The organism is Citrobacter sp. wls714 (assembly GCF_005281025.1).
In the GTDB taxonomy this organism is placed as follows: domain Bacteria; phylum Pseudomonadota; class Gammaproteobacteria; order Enterobacterales; family Enterobacteriaceae; genus Citrobacter; species Citrobacter werkmanii.
In genome coordinates this window covers 1-18,543 of record NZ_SZWZ01000093.1, presented here as the reverse complement: position 1 = coordinate 18,543, position 18,543 = coordinate 1, and the positions used below count along the sequence as shown (strand labels likewise).

The window sequence follows — 18,543 nt, the reverse complement described above, 5'->3', positions numbered from 1 at the left end:
TTCTCTGAATAACTAGAATAGCGGGCATTTACTTTTTCTACGAACCAGGACCCCATCCATGAGTAAGTCTGAAAATCTCTACAGCGCAGCACGCGAACTTATCCCTGGCGGCGTTAACTCCCCCGTTCGCGCCTTTACTGGCGTGGGTGGTACTCCGCTGTTTATCGAAAAAGCGGACGGCGCGTATCTGTACGATGTCGATGGTAAAGCCTATGTCGACTACGTCGGTTCCTGGGGACCGATGGTACTGGGTCACAACCATCCGGCAATCCGTAATGCGGTGATTGAAGCCGCAGAACGCGGTTTAAGCTTCGGCGCGCCAACCGAGATGGAAGTAAAAATGGCGGAGCTGGTCACTGAACTCGTGCCGACCATGGACATGGTGCGCATGGTGAACTCCGGTACGGAAGCGACAATGAGCGCCATCCGTCTGGCGCGCGGTTTTACCGGTCGCGATAAGATCATCAAATTTGAAGGCTGCTACCACGGCCATGCTGACTGCCTGCTGGTCAAAGCCGGTTCAGGCGCGTTAACGCTGGGCCAGCCGAACTCCCCTGGCGTTCCAGCTGATTTCGCGAAACACACCCTGACCTGCACCTATAACGATCTCTCTTCAGTGCGTGCAGCGTTTGAACAGTACCCGCAGGAGATCGCCTGTATCATTGTTGAGCCGGTCGCCGGCAACATGAACTGCATCCCGCCGCTGCCAGAATTCCTGCCAGGCCTGCGTGCATTGTGCGATGAGTTTGGTGCGCTGTTGATTATCGATGAAGTGATGACCGGTTTCCGCGTGGCACTGGCCGGTGCACAGGATTATTACGGCGTTGTTCCGGACCTGACCTGCCTGGGTAAAATCATCGGTGGCGGGATGCCCGTTGGCGCATTCGGTGGCCGTCGTGATGTGATGGACGCGCTGGCGCCGACCGGTCCGGTTTACCAGGCGGGTACACTGTCCGGTAACCCGATTGCAATGGCGGCGGGCTTTGCTTGTCTGACCGAAGTGGCCCAACCGGGTATTCATGAAACGCTGAACGAACTGACAACGCGTCTGGCGGAAGGTCTGCTGGAAGCGGCCAAAGACGCTAATATTCCGCTGGTGGTTAACCATGTGGGCGGGATGTTCGGGATTTTCTTCACCGATGCAGAAACCGTGACCTGCTATCAGGATGTGATGGCATGCGACGTTGAACGCTTTAAGCGTTTCTTCCACATGATGCTGGATGAAGGGGTTTACCTGGCGCCTTCTGCCTTCGAAGCGGGCTTTATGTCTGTGGCGCACAGCGAAGAAGATATCAATAACACCATCGACGCCGCGCGTCGGGTGTTTGCGAAACTGTAAAAGAGAACGTACAGAAACAAAGTAGGCCGGGTAAGGCGAAGCCGCCACCCGGCTTTTTTATTGCCGGATGGCGACGCGAGCGTCTTATCCGGCCTACATGAAAAGAATCAGCCTCAGCGGCTCTGCTTTCTCAGCAGATAGATAAAGTACGGAGCGCCGATAAACGTCGACAGTAATCCCGCCGGGATCTGATACGGAAACAGCACCATTCTGCCGCACCAGTCGGCAAAGACCAACAGCACGCCTCCCGCCAGCGCCGAAATCAGCATATGCGGCATCGCCCGGCGAAAACCCATCATGCGAGCAATATGCGGCGCCATCAGCCCGACAAAGCTCAACGGCCCAATCGTCATGGTGGCTGTCGCCGTTAATCCCGCCGCCAACAGCAGTAACCCCACGCGTGACGGCGTCAACGCCATACCGACCGCCCGCGCCGTATCGCCGCCGAGCGGTAAAATCGTCAACCAACGACGGCACAGCGGCGTCAGCACCAGCAAGAAAACCATCACTATCCCGGTACGCAATACCTGCTCGCCTGTCGCGTTATAGGTTGAGCCAGAGATCCAGGTCAACACGCCCGCCATGCGCGGGTCGCCGCTGGCCTGCAGCATCATCAGCAGCATTGTAAACGCCGTGCTGAGCGCCATCCCTGCCAGCAGCATACGGTGCGGCGAAAAACCGCCGCGCCCGGCGGCAACCATGATGATAAGCAGAGTGACCGCCGCTCCGAGGCTCCCGGCGGGGAGCAGCCAGCCAAAGGCATTGCCGGGCACCAGAAACAGCATGAGCACTACGCCAAATGCCGCGCCGGAGCTAATACCCAGCACTTCCGGGCTGGCCATTGGGTTGCCCGTCAGACGTTGAATAATACAGCCCGCTACCGCCAACATTACCCCGGCAATCAGCGCCGCCAGAATACGTGGCCAGCGCCAGGGCATCAGCTCATCCAGCATCGCGCCGCTGGCCCATGTCCAGCCGTGCGCATCGCGGCCAAACGACAGCGCCACCACCAGGGTCAACAGCAAGAGCGCCCCACCCGCCAGCGTAAACATCAGCACATTCTGACGCTCAGCGGCGATGCGGTTGCTGGCATTCATATCCGGTGCGCTCATGCTTTTAAGGCGCGGCAGCAGCCACAGCAGCAGCGGCGCGCCAACCAGCGCCGTCACCGAACCGGTGGAGACTTCCATCCAGACGCGGGTTAGCCACAGAATGATTTGATCGGAGAGCCAGAGGATCAGCGCGCCAATCAACGGGGCCAGCAACAGACGTGCCAGTAAGCGCCGGGCACCGAGCATTTTTGCCAGCAGCGGCGCAAACAGACCGATAAAACCGATAATTCCGACTGCGTTAACCAGCAAGGCGCTGATGGCAATCGCCAGCGTCAGTGCCGCCAGGCGCGCCAGCGATAGCGCCAGCCCAAGGTTGCGCGCCACGCCGTCATCCAGTCCCATCAGCGTCATTGGGCGTAATAACAGCAGCGTCAACATCACGCCGCCCAGCAGTTGCGGCCACAAACGCTGAACGCCACTCCAGTCGGTTTGCGTCAGCGAGCCACTGCTCCATAAAAACATGCTTTGCAGCTGATCGTGATGGAAAAGTACCAGTAACTGGTTAATCGCCCCGCAGTACAGGCTGACCACCAGACCGGCAAGGATTAGCGTCACGGGGGAAAGACGTTTGCCCCAGGCAACGCCAAACACCAGCGCGCCAACGATACAGGCCCCTGCCAGCGCCGCAAATTGCGCGGTCAGCGCCCCCGGAATCGCCCACAGCGTCGTGACCGTAATACCTAACTGCGCCCCGGTTGCGACACCTAACGTAGTGGGTTCTGCCAGTGGGTTACGCAGCACCTGCTGGAACAACACGCCGACCAGGCCCAGCCCGGCACCGACCAACAGCGAAATTGCCAACCTCGGCAGCAAGCTGTAGTGGAAAACCATCTGCTCAATAGCATTGATATCCGGTGACCAGATAGCCTGTTGCCACTGGCTGCGCGGTAGCGCATCGGAGAAGTTAACCCAGGTGAGCCAGCAGGCAGCGACAAACAGAACCGCCAGAAGAAGCGTTGGGAACAGCGCAATTCGTTTAATCACGCTTTGCCTCCCAGCGCATTATCCAGAATGCGGGCAAAATGCATCGCGGACAGCGTTGCGCCATAAAACCAGACGGCAGGCACGCGCTGAAAACGTCCGTCACGGACAAACGGCATCGCCTGCCATAATGGCGTAGACATCAGCGCAGCCATCTCTTTATCGTTGCCGTGATCAAAGCACAGCACATCAACATCCTTATAAGCAGCCAGACGGTCAATACTCACAGCAGTGCTGCCCCAGAAGTTGGTTTCTCCCTGCCAGGCGTTGGGGATCCCATATTCGTCCAGCACCTCCTGAAACAGGCTGTTCGGCCCAAACACCAGCATATGCCGCGAATCAAGCAGGGATGTCAGGAGCACGGGGCGCGCGCCACGTTGCATAAAGCGCGGTTTCAGGCTGGCGATAAAACGATCGTACTCGGCCAGATGGCGTTCAGCGGAGGCTGACAGATTCAGCAATTGCGCCATTTCCTGCAGCGATTTTCGCGCAACGGCCAGCGGCTTTTTGCCATCACTGAAATTAAATCCCTGCCCGGGGGCAATCCGCGCGAGCTTTTCGGGGGCGGGGCCATAACCAGCCGACCACACCAGAAACGAGGGCTTCATTTCGGTCAGCAGTTCGAGATTGGGTTCCGTACGTAGCCCGACGTCAATCACCGACTCCGGCAATGGAGGCTCATTGACCCACAGCTTGTAGTTAGGGATATCGGCAATGCCATACGGCGTAATACCCAGCGCCAGCAACAGCTCTACCGGTAACCATTCCAGCGCCACAATACGCTGTGGATCAATCGCCGCCGCGTGCGCCGTATTCATCCGCCACAGCAGCGGCGACAGCGCCATCGCCGTCAGCAGCCGCCGACGGGTAATATGAGGTAATCCGATCATTAATAGACAAAACTCACGGGTGCGGCACCGGCCGGATGCGGCAAGATGCCCATCGGGATACCGTAAATTTGTTCCAGAGTTTCACTGCGCATCAGTTCAGCCGGCGTTCCTTGCGCAATCATTTCACCGCCGCGCAGCGCAACTAAGTAATCGCAGTAGCGGGCCGCCATATTGATATCGTGCAGTACGGCAATCACCGTCAAGCCGCGCTGCTGGCTTAAGCGATGCACCAGCGCCAGCACGTCAACCTGATGGGCGATATCCAGCGCGGAGGTCGGTTCGTCAAGTAGCAGACAGCGGCTGTCCTGCGCCACCAGCATGGCGATCCACGCACGCTGACGCTCGCCGCCGGACAGGCTATCGACCAGACGATGCGCCAGGGGTTTTAAGCCCACCAACGAAATGGCTTCTTCTACTTTCTCTCTGTCGGCCACGCCAAAACGTCCCAGCGCGCCGTGCCACGGATAGCGGCCAATCGCTACCAGCTCGCGGACGGTCATCCCTTCAGCCTGCGGCAGTTGCTGCGGCAGGTAAGCAACCTTGCGGGCAAACGCTTTACTGCTCCAGCTCTCCAGCGGCTGGTCGTCTAGCAGGATTTCGCCTTCTGACGGCGGCTGATGACGTCCCAGCATTTTCAGTAACGTCGATTTTCCGGAACCGTTGTGACCGATAAGTCCTGTCACTTTTCCCACAGGAAACGTTAACGAGAGGGGATGCAAAAGCGTGCGCCCTGGCACACGAAAGGAGACATTACGCAACGCAAAAGTGGTGTCGGGATGGGATCTGTTTTCCTGCATAGCAGCCAACTTGTAAAACGGGCACGCAAAGCGTGCCCAAAGAGAAATTAGAAACGGAAGGTTGCGGTTGCAACGACCTGACGTTCTGCGCCCCAGAAGCAGCCATAGGTATCAAAGCAGCTGGCAACGTATTCACGGTCAAACAGATTAGTAACGTTAACCGCAACGCTGGAACCTGCCATACCGAGACGAGCGAGATCGTATTTAACGACGGCATCCATCACGGTTGAGCTACCCACTTTGAAGGTATTCTTCGGATCGCCGTAGCTAGAGCCAACATAACGACCACCTGTACCCAACGTTAACCCAGATAGCGGGCCTTCGTAGAAGGTGTAATCCCCCCACAGAGAGGCCATGTTTTTTGGTACCTGAACAGGTGTTTTACCTTTAAGCGTCGTGTCTTCTGTATATTCCGCATCGGTATATGTATAAGACGCTGTCAGGTTAATGTTCGCATTCACTGCGGCTTTTGCTTCTAATTCAACGCCACGAGAACGTATTTCACCCGCCGGAACCTGCGCAAACGGATTAAGCGGGTCGGTGGTCAGGTTATTCGTTTTCGTTAGCTCATATACCGCGGCAGTAACAACAACGGGCAGATCTTTTGGAACATATTTCACGCCAGCTTCATATTGCTTACCTTTTGACGGTGCATACGCAACGTTATCAGCAGGTGTTGCCGCCCATGCTTTTGAAGGGTTCGGCTCGAATGATTCGCTGTAGCTAAAGTATGGCGTAATACCATTGTCGAAGAGATAGTTAATCCCACCGCGCCAGGTGAACTGCTCATCGTTACGTTCAACTTTTTGATTGCTGGAACGAATAGTGGTTGCCTGCTGAGACCAGTCATAGCGCCCGCCAAGCGTTGCAACCCATTTATTCCATTCCAGTTGGTCCTGTACATACACGCCAGTTTGGTGCTGCGTGTTAAGCTGGAACGGTTTCGCGTCAGGGAAATCAACATCTTCATACACCGGATTATTCATATCTAAAGGCGGTGCACTTCCGTAGGCGTTATCAATATCGTTTCGCAGACGCGAATAGTCGACGCCGGTGAGCAGAGTGTGTCCAACATCTCCCGTCGCGAACTTGCTTTCCAATTGAGTATCTACGCCAAAATCATTATAGCGTTCATCGGCGACGATAATCTGACGGGTCAGCTGATTACCCACTGCGCCGAAACCGTACACACTCTGTTGAGAGGTTTTGATTTGGCTATAACGTAAATTTTGGCGCACAGTGAAGGTATCATCAAAACTGTGTTCAAAGCTGTAGCCAACCATTCGCTCATAACGCGAATAGGTATTGTTCGGCGCATAATCCGTAAAGCTCACTGGCAAACGGGAACCATCGGGTAACGGATCGACCGTACCTTGTTTCGGCAACCAGCCGTAATAGCCAGTTGACGGTTCATTCTGAATGTTTGCTCGCAGAGTCAGGTTGGTTCGGTCATCAGGCTTCCAGCTAAATACTGGAGCAATGGCATAACGTTTCTGTTTCGCAAAATCTTGTTGTTCGTCATTAGAACGTGCCAACCCTGTCAAGCGGTATGAGTACACGCCGTCGTCATCCAGGGAATCGCTGAAATCAAAACCGGTTTGGAACAGATTATCCGAACCCATTTTGAATTGAATTTCTTTTAGCGGCTCTGATGTCGGGCTTTTGCTAACCATGGAGATCAAGCCACCCGGATTACTTTTCCCGTAAAGTACAGACGTTGGCCCGCGCATAAGCTCGACGCGTTCAAGCATGTAAGGATCAACAACGGCAGAGCTGTAGTAATCCCCCTGTAGCTTGACGCCATCAAGGTAATTGTTTGGTGTTGGGCCAGGCGTATAGAAGCCACGAATAATAACGAAATCATAAGTGCTGGAAGCGCCACGCGTAGAAACGGCAGCACCAGGGGTATAGGCTAAAGCCTCTTTTACCGACCCTGGCTGATGCATATCCATCTCTTCACGCGTCACAACCGAAACAGACTGCGGGGTCTTTTCGATAGGCGTATCAGTCTTGGTGGCAGTGGCAGAGCGTTTCGCGGCGATGGTTGCCGCAGGCCCCCATGCACTTTCCTGCGGAGCAGGCGCTGCAGTTACGGTGATGGTTTCTTCTTTCGGGTCAACCGCCGCCTGTGCATAGACAGACATGCCGCTAACCGCTGTGGCTACCACTACTGCGATTTTACGCAGTGATGAACTTGGCTGAGCAGTTTTAAGACGCGCCATTGGTATTTCTCTGATGAAAGTAAATGATAACGTAAACGAGAATTATTATTATAACGGCAGCATAATATTCGAAACTCTGGCGAGATAGCAAGCAATACACGTCCCTACTAAAACTGAGGGGTTAAGAAATAACCAGATGAAAAGAAAGGGTTAATAAATTAGGCTGAAAGGTGGCGTTACGCCCTTGCACTGTATACCTGATAAGCGTAGCCCCATCAGGCAAAACAATGGCGGATTGTTGAATAGCAGTGTGAGTATCTTGCGCGAATAAAGAAAAACCCGCCGAAGCGGGTTTTTAAGCAGGCGTTAGTTACCGCCAAACATCTCTTTAATCCAACCGGCCACGCCATCGCCGTCCTTCTTCTCTTGCTGCGGCGGTTGCTGCTGTTGAGGCTGCTGTTGCTGCGGCTGCTGAGAAGATTGATCGAACGGATTACCCGACTGCTGCAACATCTCACCTTGTTGACACAGTGAATCCGGATCGGTGGTCCATACCGGAAGCGTACGCATCCCGCCGCTGCAAACGAAGTTACCGTCGTAGTCTACGCCCATATCCACCACATCCTCCGGCGGCGTCAGCACCAGCGGTGTCGGGGTCTGGTTGGCCAGGTAACGCTGGTAAATCGACATCGCGCCGCTGGCACCGTACAGCTTGGTTGGCTGGTTGTTATCGCGGCCCACCCAGGTGATGGTCACCTGGCTGCCGTCGATCCCGGCGAACCAGGTATCGACGTTGTTGTTGGTGGTCCCGGTTTTACCTGCCAGATGCAGCCCAGGATACTTCGCGCCAAGCTGGCGGCCCGTACCACGCTGAACCACCTGCTGCATGGTCCACAGCGTCATATACGCCGCCTGCGCCGGAACGGCACGCTCAGCCTGCGGGAAGCTCTGGTACAACACCGTGCCATCTTCGGCAATCACCGAACGCAGCGCCGACAGCGGCGCGCGGTTCCCGCCGCTGGCGATAGTCTGGAACGCCTGCGCCACTTCGATTGGCGTCAGGTTCAGCGCCCCCAGCAGCATAGCCGGAACCGGGTTAAGCTGATCTTTCGGCGCACCCAGCTTCAGCCAGGTATCGGTTACAGCGGGCAGGCCCAGCGCCATCCCCAGATTTACCGTAGGAACGTTCATTGAGCGCGTTAACGCGTCCACCAGCATCACTTTACCGCTTTCGCTATAGCGACGGTCATCGTTCTGCGGTGACCACACCTGGCCGTTCGGCTGACGCAGCGCAATTGGCGCATCGGCAATCCAGGTATTCAGGCGGTACAGCTTCGGCTGGCTAAGTGCCGTCAGATAGGTCGCCGGCTTCGCCAGAGAACCAATTGAACGACGCGCCTGCATCGCACGGTTATAGCCCGCAAACTGCGGCTCTGCCCCGCCGACCATGGCGCGAACTTCGCCGCTAAAGCGGTCAACCACCACAATCGCCGTTTCCAGATCGCTCAGCTTACGTTGTTTCTTCAGCACCGGAATGCCTTCCACCGCCGCTTTTTCTGCGGCGTCCTGCGCCACGGAATCAAAGGTGGTGAAAATTTTCACACCGGAGAGATCTTTAACTTTATCGCCCAGCTTCGCCTGTAGCTCCTGACGCACCATCTGCATAAACGCTGGCTGTGGTGAAATCACCCCGCCGCGCGGTTGCACGCCTAACGGACGCGCGCTCAGCATGTCATACAGATCCTGGTCGATAATCTGCTGCTGTTGCAGCAGACGCAGCACCAGGTTACGACGCTCCAGCGCCAGCTTCGGGTTACGCCACGGGTTATAAATCGACGCCCCTTTCACCATCCCAACCAGCAGGGCCTGTTGGTCAAGGCTTAACTCTTCAACCGGACGTCCGAAGTAATACAGGCTCGCCAGCGGGAAGCCACGGATCTCATTGTCACCGCTTTGACCGAGATAGACTTCGTTCATGTACAGCTCAAGAATACGGTCTTTACTGTAACGCGCGTCCATGATCAGCGCCATATAGGCTTCGTTGGCTTTACGCCAGTAGGAGCGCTCGCTGGAGAGGAACAGGTTCTTCACCAACTGCTGGGTCAGCGTACTGGCCCCTTGTACCGTACGACCTGCCGTCAGGTTCGCCAGCACTGCACGACCAATGGAATAGAGACTGATCCCGTCATGTTCATAGAAGTGACGGTCTTCGGTCGCCAGAAGCGTGTCCACCAGCAGATCCGGGAAGCCGCTACGCGGGACAAACAGACGCTGCTCGCCGTTAGGTGAAGAGAGCATGGTAATCAGACGCGGATCGAGACGGAAGAAACCGAACTGGCGGTTGTTATCCATATTCTCGATGGTGTCCAGATGATCGCCGTCAAAGGTCAGACGCGCGCGCACCTGCCCTTCTTTGCTGTCCGGGAAGTCAAACGGGCGACGAATCATCTCAATGCTCTTCGCCTGTACGGTGAATTCGCCCGGACGCGTCATCTTCGTCACCTGACGATACTGGGTGGCCTCCAGCAGCTTCACCATCTCGTTCTTGCCGATGGGCATTTCTGGCTCAAGGTTAACCATGCGGCCATACACCGCCGCCGGAAGTTGCCAGACTTTGCCATCAATACGGCTACGAATTTTTTGGTCCAGATACACGCCGTAAATGGCGATCAGCACCAAAAAGACAATCGACAGTTTTACCAGCAGCCAGAACCAGCCGCGCTTACCACGAGGCTTACGCCCTTTGCCCTTACCCTTACGCGGCATCGGTTCTTCATCCTCATAGTCATCATCATCATAATCGTCGTCATACTCTTCATCTCTGAGTTGACGACGGCTCACCTTTTGTTTTACCGGACGCGATGGTTTCCCTTTACGTCCAATTGGCTCGCGGTCATTCCCCGCCATGCTTTTTCTCCGCAACATTCAGGCGCAAGGGCCCGATTCTCTGTTCTTCCGTCCTGCGACAGAAGAAGAAATCTCTCAATTATTACCGCTCTTTCGCCGGATGCGGCATAAACGCCTTATCCGGCCTACAGTTGCATTACGAATACTTCTTTGTACGCCGCGTTGGCGCGGTATTCGCCGGATCGTCCGGCCAGACGTGTTTCGGATAACGCCCTTTCATCTCTTTTTGCACCTCGCGGTACGATCCCTGCCAGAACGCGCTCAGATCGCTGGTCACCTGTAGCGGTCGTTGGGCCGGAGACAGCAGCTCCAGCACCAGTGGAACGCGGCCCTGAGCGATGGTTGGGGTATTCGCTTCGCCAAACATTTCCTGCATCCGAACCGCCAATACTGGAGGATTATCCTCATGATAGCGAATGGCAATCCGGCTTCCCGTCGGCACAGTGTAATGCGCAGGCAGCTCACTATCCAGACGTTGCAACATTGACCAGTCCAGTAAACCGCGCAACGCCTGTCCCACATTGAGTGCTTTTAATGCGCGTAACGAGTGCACACCGCTCATGTGCGGCAGCAGCCAGGTCTCCAGCGACGCCAGCAGAGAATCCTCATCTACCGCGGGCCAGTCATACTCTGGCAACCAGTTTGCCGCACATTGCAGACGCAGTCGAAACTGCTCGGCTTCCGGCGTCCAGTTGAGCACACTTAGCCCTTTATCGCGAATGCCATTCAACATCGCCTGGTGCAACTCCTCTTCCGAGGGTTTAGCCAGCGGCTGGACTTTTACCGTGAGCTGGCCAATGCGCGAGCGACGCAATGCCTTTAACGTTCCCTGAGCCTCATCCCATTCGATGGTGTCGGACTGTTGCAGCAGCTCAGGACATGCCTGCATTAGCGCCTCAATATCCAGTGGCAGAGCCAGCAAAATACGTGCATCCGGCGAAGCGCTGCCCTGTAGCAACAGGGGGGCTATCAGCCATTCATGGCGTCCTGAGGCATCATCGGCATCCAGCATTGCCCCCATACCATTAGCCAACTGATAACGCCCTTCCTGCCCGCGTCGACGCGCGATCCGGTCAGCAAACGCCCGCGCCAGCAACGGGGGGAGTTGTGTGCTGTCGGGCTGTCCGCTGCGAACGTTAAGCCGTTTCAGCAACTGTTGACTGCGCTGCTGCCAGGCAGGCTGATTTCGTGAAAACGCCACAGCCAGATCGGTACTGCCGCCGCGCGGCGGCTCTTCCAGAATCGCAGCCAGTTTCGCCGCCGTTGCCGCTTCATCGTCATTGTTGGCGCTAACCAGCATAGCTGCTAATCGCGGGTCGTTACCCAACGCCGCCATTTTCTGCCCTGTGGCGCTGAGCCTGTCGTCCTCAAGCGCGCCCAGCATCTGCAACAGTCGTTTTGCCGCCTGCAGGTTGATGGCGGGCGGCGTATCCAGCCAGTTTAGTTGCTCAGGGTTGGTGCATCCCCATTGCAGCAACTCCATTAGCAGCCCGGACAGATCGCTCTGTAATATCTCCGGCTCCCCTTGCGAAGCCGCTCTTTCCGCCTGCTCTTTGGCAAGCAGATGCAGACAAATTCCGGGTTCCAGACGCCCTGCGCGTCCCGCTCGCTGCGTCATCGAGGCCTGGCTGATGCGCTGGGTAATCAGTCGCGTCAGTCCCGTGCGCGCGTCATAGCGCGCCACGCGCTCTTGGGCGCAGTCTACCACCAGCCGAATACCTTCAATCGTTAAGCTGGTTTCGGCAATATTGGTGGCCAGCACCACTTTGCGCTTACCTTGCGGCGCGGGCAAAATCGCCTGACGCTGCTCGGCAAGCGTCAGCGCGCCATACAGCGGGCACAGCACAACATCGCTGCCCACACGCGTTGCCAGTTGCTCCTGCACGCGCTGGATTTCCCCAACGCCCGGTAAAAACAGCAGCAGCGACCCGCTTTCATAGCGCAGTAGCTCCGCCGTGGCTATCGCCACCGCTTCGTCAAAACGCAGATGTGCCGCCAGCGGTTGATACCGTCGCTCGACTGGAAATGTGCGGCCTTCAGAGATAATCATGGGCGCATCGGGCAATAACTGCTGCAAGCGCCCGTTATCGAGCGTTGCGGACATGATCAACAGTTTCAGATCGTCACGCAGTCCCTGCTGTACATCCAGCAACAGCGCCAGCGCCAGGTCGGCCTGCAGGCTCCGCTCGTGAAATTCGTCGAGGATCACTAACCCGACGCCCGCCAGTTCGGGATCGCGCTGGATCATGCGCGTCAGGACGCCTTCCGTCACCACGTCAAGCCGGGTCTGCGGCCCCACGCAGCTCTGTGCGCGCATGCGATAACCCACGGTCTCACCGGGCTTTTCGTTCAGCAACTCCGCCAACCGCTGCGCCACATTGCGTGCCGCCAGACGACGCGGCTCCAGCAAAATAATCCGCCCCTTGATGCCACCATGCTCAAGCAGTCGCAACGGCAGCCAGGTCGATTTCCCGGCACCGGTCGGCGCGGTCAGCAGCACCTGCGACGAGTTATCAAGGGCGGTAAGCAGTTCAGGCACTACGGCGGCAACGGGCAACGACGTCACAAATGGCTCCAGAGGGTTAACATTCTTCGCGCTGCATTGTAGCATCGCGTTAATTCATAACCGAGTATCCATCATGTCTGAGCCAAAAAGGCTGTTCTTTGCGATTGAATTGCCAGGCGGGGTTCGGGAGCAGTTAATCCACTGGCGAGCCGCGCAGTTCCCTCCTGAAGCAGGCCGTCCCGTCGCCGCCGAGAATCTGCATCTGACGTTGGCCTTTTTAGGTGATGTCAGCGCAGAGAAGCAACAGGCGTTGTCGCAGCTAGCCGGACGCATTCGCCAGCCAGGTTTTACGCTCAAACTGGATGATGCCGGGCAATGGCTGCGTTCGCGAGTGGTATGGCTGGGGATGCGTCAGCCGCCGCGCGGACTGTTACAACTGGCGAATATGCTGCGGGCACAGGCCGCGCGCAGCGGATGCTACCAAAGCCCACAGCCGTTTCACCCGCATATCACGCTGCTGCGCGATGCCGGCCACGCGGTTCCCATCCCCCCACCGGGCTTTGGCTGGTCGTTTCCGGTCACGGAATTTGCGCTTTACTCCTCCTCATTTGCACGAGGACGCACGCGTTACGCACAGATGCAACGCTGGACGCTGACTGAATAATCAAAGGGACTGCTGATGCAATTTTCTCCACCTTTACAACCGGCTACGCTCATCCAGCGCTACAAGCGCTTTTTAGCGGATGTGATCACACCGGATGGCACAACGTTAACGTTACACTGCCCAAATACCGGCGCGATGACCGGATGCGCAACACCAGGTGATACCGTCTGGTATTCGACATCAGAAAATACCAAACGGAAATATCCGCATACCTGGGAATTAACGCAAACGCAATCCGGGGCATTTATTTGTGTTAACACGCTGTGGGCGAACAGATTAGCGAAAGAGGCGATTCAGCAGTCGCTAATTTCAGAAGTTTCAGGCTATAGCATATTGAAAAGTGAAGTAAAATACGGCGCCGAAGGGAGTCGTATAGACTTTTTGTTACAGGCGGATTCCCGACCTGACTGCTATATTGAAGTGAAATCAGTCACGTTGGCGGAAAAAGATCAGGGTTATTTTCCCGATGCCATCACTGAACGAGGTCAGAAACATCTTCGGGAATTGATGAGCGTAGCGGCTGAAGGTAAGCGGGCGGTGATATTTTTCGCTGTGCTACATTCAGCCATTACACAGTTTTCACCCGCGCGCCATATTGATACGAAATATGCGCAATTATTGGTCGAAGCTCGGCAAAAGGGGGTCGAAATTCTGGTTTATAAAGCGGAACTTTCTGCCCATGGTATGACTCTTAAAGAGCCGTTGCCCATTACCTTGTAATGGTGTAAACATCTGGTTAATTAATATTCTGGGCGCGTGTGCAAATACGCTTTTCCTCACAGGGTTGTCAAGTGTTACGTTTAGATAATTGCTATCCGGAAAAGCATCTGCTATTTATAGCGACCTGATTTTTCCCCCGAACATGGGGATCGATAGTGCGTGTTAAGGAGAAGCAACATGCAAGAAGGGCAAAACCGTAAAACATCGTCCCTGAGTATTCTCGCCATCGCTGGGGTGGAGCCGTACCAGGAGAAACCGGGCGAAGAGTATATGAACGAAGCCCAGCTGTCGCACTTCAGGCGTATTCTTGAGGCATGGCGTAATCAACTTAGGGATGAAGTCGATCGCACCGTATCTCATATGCAAGACGAAGCGGCTAACTTCCCTGATCCGGTGGACCGCGCCGCGCAGGAAGAAGAATTCAGCCTTGAGCTGCGTAACCGTGACCGTGAGCGCAAACTGATCAAAAAGATCGAGAAGACGCTGAAGAAGGTAGAAGACGAAGATTTCGGCTACTGCGAATCATGCGGCGTAGAAATTGGTATTCGCCGTCTGGAAGCACGTCCGACAGCCGATCTGTGTATCGACTGCAAAACGCTGGCAGAAATCCGCGAAAAACAAATGGCAGGTTAATTCCGGTCATTTTTACCACGTTTACTACAGGCGGGAGTTTCTCCCGCCTTATTATTTGTTAGTCCGCAAAATGAGCGATTCACACTATATTGGCCGCTTCGCCCCCTCCCCTTCCGGCGAACTGCACTTCGGTTCACTGATTGCCGCCCTCGGCAGTTACCTGCAGGCTCGTGCCCGGCGTGGAATCTGGCGAGTACGCATTGAAGATATTGACCCCCCTCGTGAAGTTCCCGGTGCTGCAGATACGATTCTGCGTCAGCTGGAACATTACGGCCTGCACTGGGATGGCGACATTTTGTGGCAATCCCAGCGCCATGACGCCTACCGCGAGGCGCTCGCCTGGCTGCATCAGCAGGATCTGAGCTATTACTGCACCTGTACGCGGGCGCGTATTCAAAGCGTCGGCGGCATTTACGATGGTCGCTGCCGTGAGCTGCGCCTCGGGCCAGAGCAGGCGGCAGTCCGCATTAAACAACGCCACCCCGTGATGCAGTTTACTGACCGGCTACGCGGTGTGATTCAGGCTGACCCGCAACTTGCTGGTGAAGATTTTATTATTCACCGCCGCGACGGGCTGTTTGCCTATAACCTCGCGGTAGTGGTAGATGACCACTTCCAGGGCGTGACGGAAATTGTGCGCGGCGCCGATCTCATAGAACCGACGGTGCGGCAAATTTCGTTGTATCAGCAGTTTGGCTGGCAGGCGCCAGACTATATTCATCTGCCGCTGGCGCTTAACGAACAAGGCGCTAAACTTTCCAAACAAAATCATGCACCTGCCCTGCCGCAAGGCGATCCACGTCCGGTGATTATTGCCGCGCTGCGCTTTCTCGGCCAGCGTGTGGATATCGCGTGGCAGGAGATGCAGGTCGATCAGATCCTTCAGTTTGCAGTGGAAAACTGGAGTCTGACAACGGTGCCAGAATCAGCGATCGTAAATACGCCATTCTCAAATGCGCCATGCTGAGCTATGATTAGCCGCTATTTTTACACAGCAACACTTGTTCTGATTGAAGTTTGACACTACCGAGGTGCACTATTTTTACCCGAGTCGCTAATTTTTGCCGCAAGGTGCTAAGCCGCGAGGAGCGCGAGGCCGAGCTTGCCGTCGCCCGTCCACATATGACGGTAATCCCGCGTGAGCAGCACTCTATCTCCCGCAAAGATATCAGTGAAAATGCCCTGAAGGTAATGTACAGGCTCAATAAGGCCGGATACGAGGCATGGCTGGTTGGCGGGGGCGTGCGCGATCTTTTGCTGGGCAAAAAGCCAAAAGATTTTGATGTCACCACTAACGCAACGCCGGATCAGGTGCGAAAACTGTTTCGTAACTGCCGCCTGGTCGGTCGCCGTTTCCGTCTGGCCCATGTCATGTTTGGCCCGGAAATTATCGAAGTGGCAACGTTCCGCGGTCATCATGAAGGCAGCGAGTCCGATCGCACAACCTCACAGCGCGGGCAAAACGGTATGCTGCTGCGCGATAATATCTTTGGCTCCATTGAAGAAGATGCCCAGCGTCGCGATTTCACGATCAACAGCCTGTATTACAGCGTGGCTGATTTCACCGTGCGAGATTACGTCGGTGGCATGCAGGATCTCGAAGAAGGCATCATTCGCCTGATTGGTAATCCGGAAACGCGCTATCGCGAAGATCCCGTACGTATGCTCCGCGCCGTGCGCTTTGCCGCCAAGCTCGACATGCGTATCAGCCCGGAAACCGCGGAGCCGATCCCGCGTCTGGCAACGCTGTTGAACGACATTCCTCCCGCACGCCTGTTTGAAGAAGCGCTTAAGCTATTACAGGCGGGCTATGGATATGAAACCTATAAAAAACTGCGTGAGTACAGCCTGTTCCAGCCGCTGTTCCCAACCATTACGCGCTACTTCACCGAAGACGGTGATAGCCCGATGGAGCGCATTATCGCCCAGGTGCTGAAGAATACCGATAACCGCATTAACAATGATATGCGCGTTAACCCGGCGTTCTTGTTCGCCGCCATGTTCTGGTATCCGTTACTGGAAGCCGCGCAGAAAATTGCGCAAGAAAGCGGTCTGGCCTATTACGACGCTTTCGCACTGGCAATGAATGACGTACTCGACGAAGCCTGTCGCTCGCTGGCAATCCCGAAACGATTAACCTCGCTGACCCGTGATATCTGGCAGTTGCAGTTACGCATGTCCCGTCGTCAGGGCAAACGCGCCTGGAAGCTGATGGAACATCCGAAGTTCCGCGCCGCCTACGACCTGCTGGCCCTGCGTGCAGAAGTGGAAAACAACGCCGAGCTGCAGCGTCTGGCTCAATGGTGGGGTGAATTCCAGGTTTCAGCGCCGCCGGAGCAAAAAGGCATGCTGAACGAGCTGGATGAAGAGCCTGAACGTCGTCGTCATCGTCGCCCACGTAAACGCGCGCCACGCCGCGAGGGAAGTGCGTGACTGTCGTTTATATCGCTATTGGCAGCAACCTCGCCTCCCCGCTGGAGCAGGTGAATGCTGCCATACAGGCGATCGGTGAAATTCCCGACAGCCGCATTATGGCCGTCTCTTCATTTTACCGCACACCGCCATTAGGCCCACAGGATCAGCCCGATTACCTGAACGCCGCCGTGGCGCTGGATACCGCTCTCACCCCAGAAGAATTGCTTAACCATACTCAGCGCATTGAGCTGCAACAGGGGCGTGTGCGCAAGGCCGAACGCTGGGGTCCGCGAACGCTGGATCTCGACATTATGCTGTTTGGCGATGAAGTGATTAACACCGAGCGTCTGACCGTACCGCACTACGACATGAAAAATCGGGGCTTTATGCTGTGGCCGCTGTTTGAGATCGCTCCTGATTTACATTTTCCTGATGACAATCAATCGTTGGCAGAATGCCTGAGCTATATGTCACCCCGCCCTGACCGCTGGTAGATCTACAGGAATATAAACAGGACAGATTGATTTATACCCGCTCACTTAAGGCACATGTTGGAAGTACAATGATTTAATTTAAAACTATATTATATAATATTAGATGCTTTTAATTTACATTTTGCGCTATCATTTAATTATTACCGACTTATATTTTTTAAAATCAAAATTTAAAAAATCTAAATTAAGTCAACTCATAAATATTATGTATTATCAAGATAAAGACTTCCTCTATATTTCGCTCTCTACTAAGACTCAATTATACAAACATTCTATTTTGTTTTTTATTTAATTTACACCATCAATTTATCACCCCTTCAAATCATCAACTTACAGCATGATGCGATAAAAATTAATAACCTCATAAAATAATATATCAATAAGCCCTCAACATCACAAATAAAACCATCATATAATATATATAATAAAAATAAATGAACGAATAATCATATCCGCTATGAATTTTACAAAAGCTGAATATTTAAGGTCTAATAACCCGGAATTAATATATGGTTCACCCCATATTTAACTGCCGTAACTTGATATAAGGATATTCTCATGAAGAAAAAAATCATCGCCTTGTCGACCGTTTTTTCTGCCGTACTACTCTCAACATCCGCATTCGCCCTTGATGGCGGGCAAGTAGATTTTGCCGGTCTGGTGAGCGACAACACCTGTACGCCACATGTTAACGGCGGCAGCCAGGATGGGCAGGTTCAACTGAACACCGCCCAGACGTCAGCCATCGCAGCTGATCCTGGCGTACAGAGCAGTGCCGTCGGTATTCAGCCAGAACCGTTCTATATTACCGTAGACTGTGGCACAACCAACGAAAACACCAAAGCGCACCTGAGTATGGCCTCAACGTTCTTCAGCAATAGCAACGGGACACTGAACAACGATGACTCCATCACCAACCCGGC

13 protein-coding genes and 1 pseudogene are annotated in these 18,543 nt (G+C 54.9%); 8 read left to right on the top strand and 6 right to left on the bottom strand.

Going from position 1 to position 18,543, the window contains the following annotated elements:
• Positions 1-58: 58 nt before the first annotated feature.
• Positions 59-1,339, top strand: a complete 1,281-nt coding sequence (gene hemL, locus FDX11_RS19930; protein ID WP_042312195.1) for a glutamate-1-semialdehyde 2,1-aminomutase — start codon at positions 59-61, stop codon at positions 1,337-1,339.
• 113 nt (positions 1,340-1,452) lie between these two features.
• Here hemL and fhuB read toward each other — a convergent pair whose 3' ends face one another.
• The 6 genes from fhuB to hrpB form a co-directional block, all read right to left on the bottom strand.
• On the bottom strand, positions 1,453-3,435 hold the full coding sequence (fhuB, locus tag FDX11_RS19925; RefSeq protein ID WP_137398430.1) for a Fe(3+)-hydroxamate ABC transporter permease FhuB: 1,983 nt from the start codon (positions 3,433-3,435) through the stop codon (positions 1,453-1,455).
• The gene (gene fhuD / locus FDX11_RS19920) at positions 3,432-4,322 is read right to left on the bottom strand and encodes a Fe(3+)-hydroxamate ABC transporter substrate-binding protein FhuD (RefSeq protein ID WP_137398429.1); all 891 of its coding nucleotides are present in this window, start codon (positions 4,320-4,322) and stop codon (positions 3,432-3,434) included. The genes fhuB and fhuD overlap by 4 nt, the downstream gene beginning before the upstream one ends.
• Positions 4,322-5,119, bottom strand: a complete 798-nt coding sequence (gene fhuC / locus FDX11_RS19915; RefSeq protein WP_042312203.1) for a Fe3+-hydroxamate ABC transporter ATP-binding protein FhuC — start codon at positions 5,117-5,119, stop codon at positions 4,322-4,324. Before fhuC ends, fhuD begins: the two co-directional genes overlap by 1 nt.
• A gap of 47 nt (positions 5,120-5,166) precedes the next feature.
• Positions 5,167-7,341 (bottom strand): ferrichrome porin FhuA, encoded by a 2,175-nt coding sequence (gene fhuA, locus FDX11_RS19910; RefSeq protein ID WP_137398428.1) that lies wholly within the window; start codon positions 7,339-7,341, stop codon positions 5,167-5,169.
• 306 nt (positions 7,342-7,647) lie between these two features.
• The gene (gene mrcB, locus FDX11_RS19905; RefSeq protein ID WP_048214900.1) at positions 7,648-10,188 is read right to left on the bottom strand and encodes a bifunctional glycosyl transferase/transpeptidase; all 2,541 of its coding nucleotides are present in this window, start codon (positions 10,186-10,188) and stop codon (positions 7,648-7,650) included.
• Between the two features lie 136 nt (positions 10,189-10,324).
• Positions 10,325-12,754, bottom strand: coding sequence for an ATP-dependent helicase HrpB (gene hrpB / locus FDX11_RS19900; RefSeq protein WP_170975622.1), 2,430 nt, complete (start codon positions 12,752-12,754; stop codon positions 10,325-10,327).
• 73 nt (positions 12,755-12,827) lie between these two features.
• On the opposite strand from hrpB, the gene thpR reads away from it, so the two are divergent.
• The 7 genes and pseudogenes from thpR to FDX11_RS19865 form a co-directional block, all read left to right on the top strand.
• A complete protein-coding gene (thpR, locus tag FDX11_RS19895) occupies positions 12,828-13,358 on the top strand; it encodes an RNA 2',3'-cyclic phosphodiesterase (protein WP_137370447.1) in 531 nt (176 codons plus the stop codon).
• A 15-nt stretch (positions 13,359-13,373) separates the two neighbouring features.
• Positions 13,374-14,078: a DNA/RNA nuclease SfsA gene (gene sfsA / locus FDX11_RS19890; RefSeq protein ID WP_137398426.1), complete on the top strand. Its 705-nt coding sequence runs from the start codon at positions 13,374-13,376 to the stop codon at positions 14,076-14,078.
• Positions 14,079-14,255: 177 nt separating this feature from the next.
• Positions 14,256-14,711, top strand: a complete 456-nt coding sequence (gene dksA, locus FDX11_RS19885) for an RNA polymerase-binding protein DksA (protein ID WP_003018625.1) — start codon at positions 14,256-14,258, stop codon at positions 14,709-14,711.
• 70 nt (positions 14,712-14,781) lie between these two features.
• Positions 14,782-15,678, top strand: coding sequence for a tRNA glutamyl-Q(34) synthetase GluQRS (gluQRS, locus tag FDX11_RS19880; protein ID WP_137350405.1), 897 nt, complete (start codon positions 14,782-14,784; stop codon positions 15,676-15,678).
• Between the two features lie 71 nt (positions 15,679-15,749).
• On the top strand, positions 15,750-17,144 hold the full coding sequence (pcnB, locus tag FDX11_RS19875) for a polynucleotide adenylyltransferase PcnB (RefSeq protein WP_208616126.1): 1,395 nt from the start codon (positions 15,750-15,752) through the stop codon (positions 17,142-17,144).
• Positions 17,141-17,620 (top strand): 2-amino-4-hydroxy-6-hydroxymethyldihydropteridine diphosphokinase, encoded by a 480-nt coding sequence (folK, locus tag FDX11_RS19870; protein WP_042312222.1) that lies wholly within the window; start codon positions 17,141-17,143, stop codon positions 17,618-17,620. The genes pcnB and folK overlap by 4 nt, the downstream gene beginning before the upstream one ends.
• Before the next feature lie 558 nt (positions 17,621-18,178).
• Positions 18,179-18,543 (top strand): annotated as a pseudogene (locus tag FDX11_RS19865) (fimbrial protein); the annotation flags it as partial.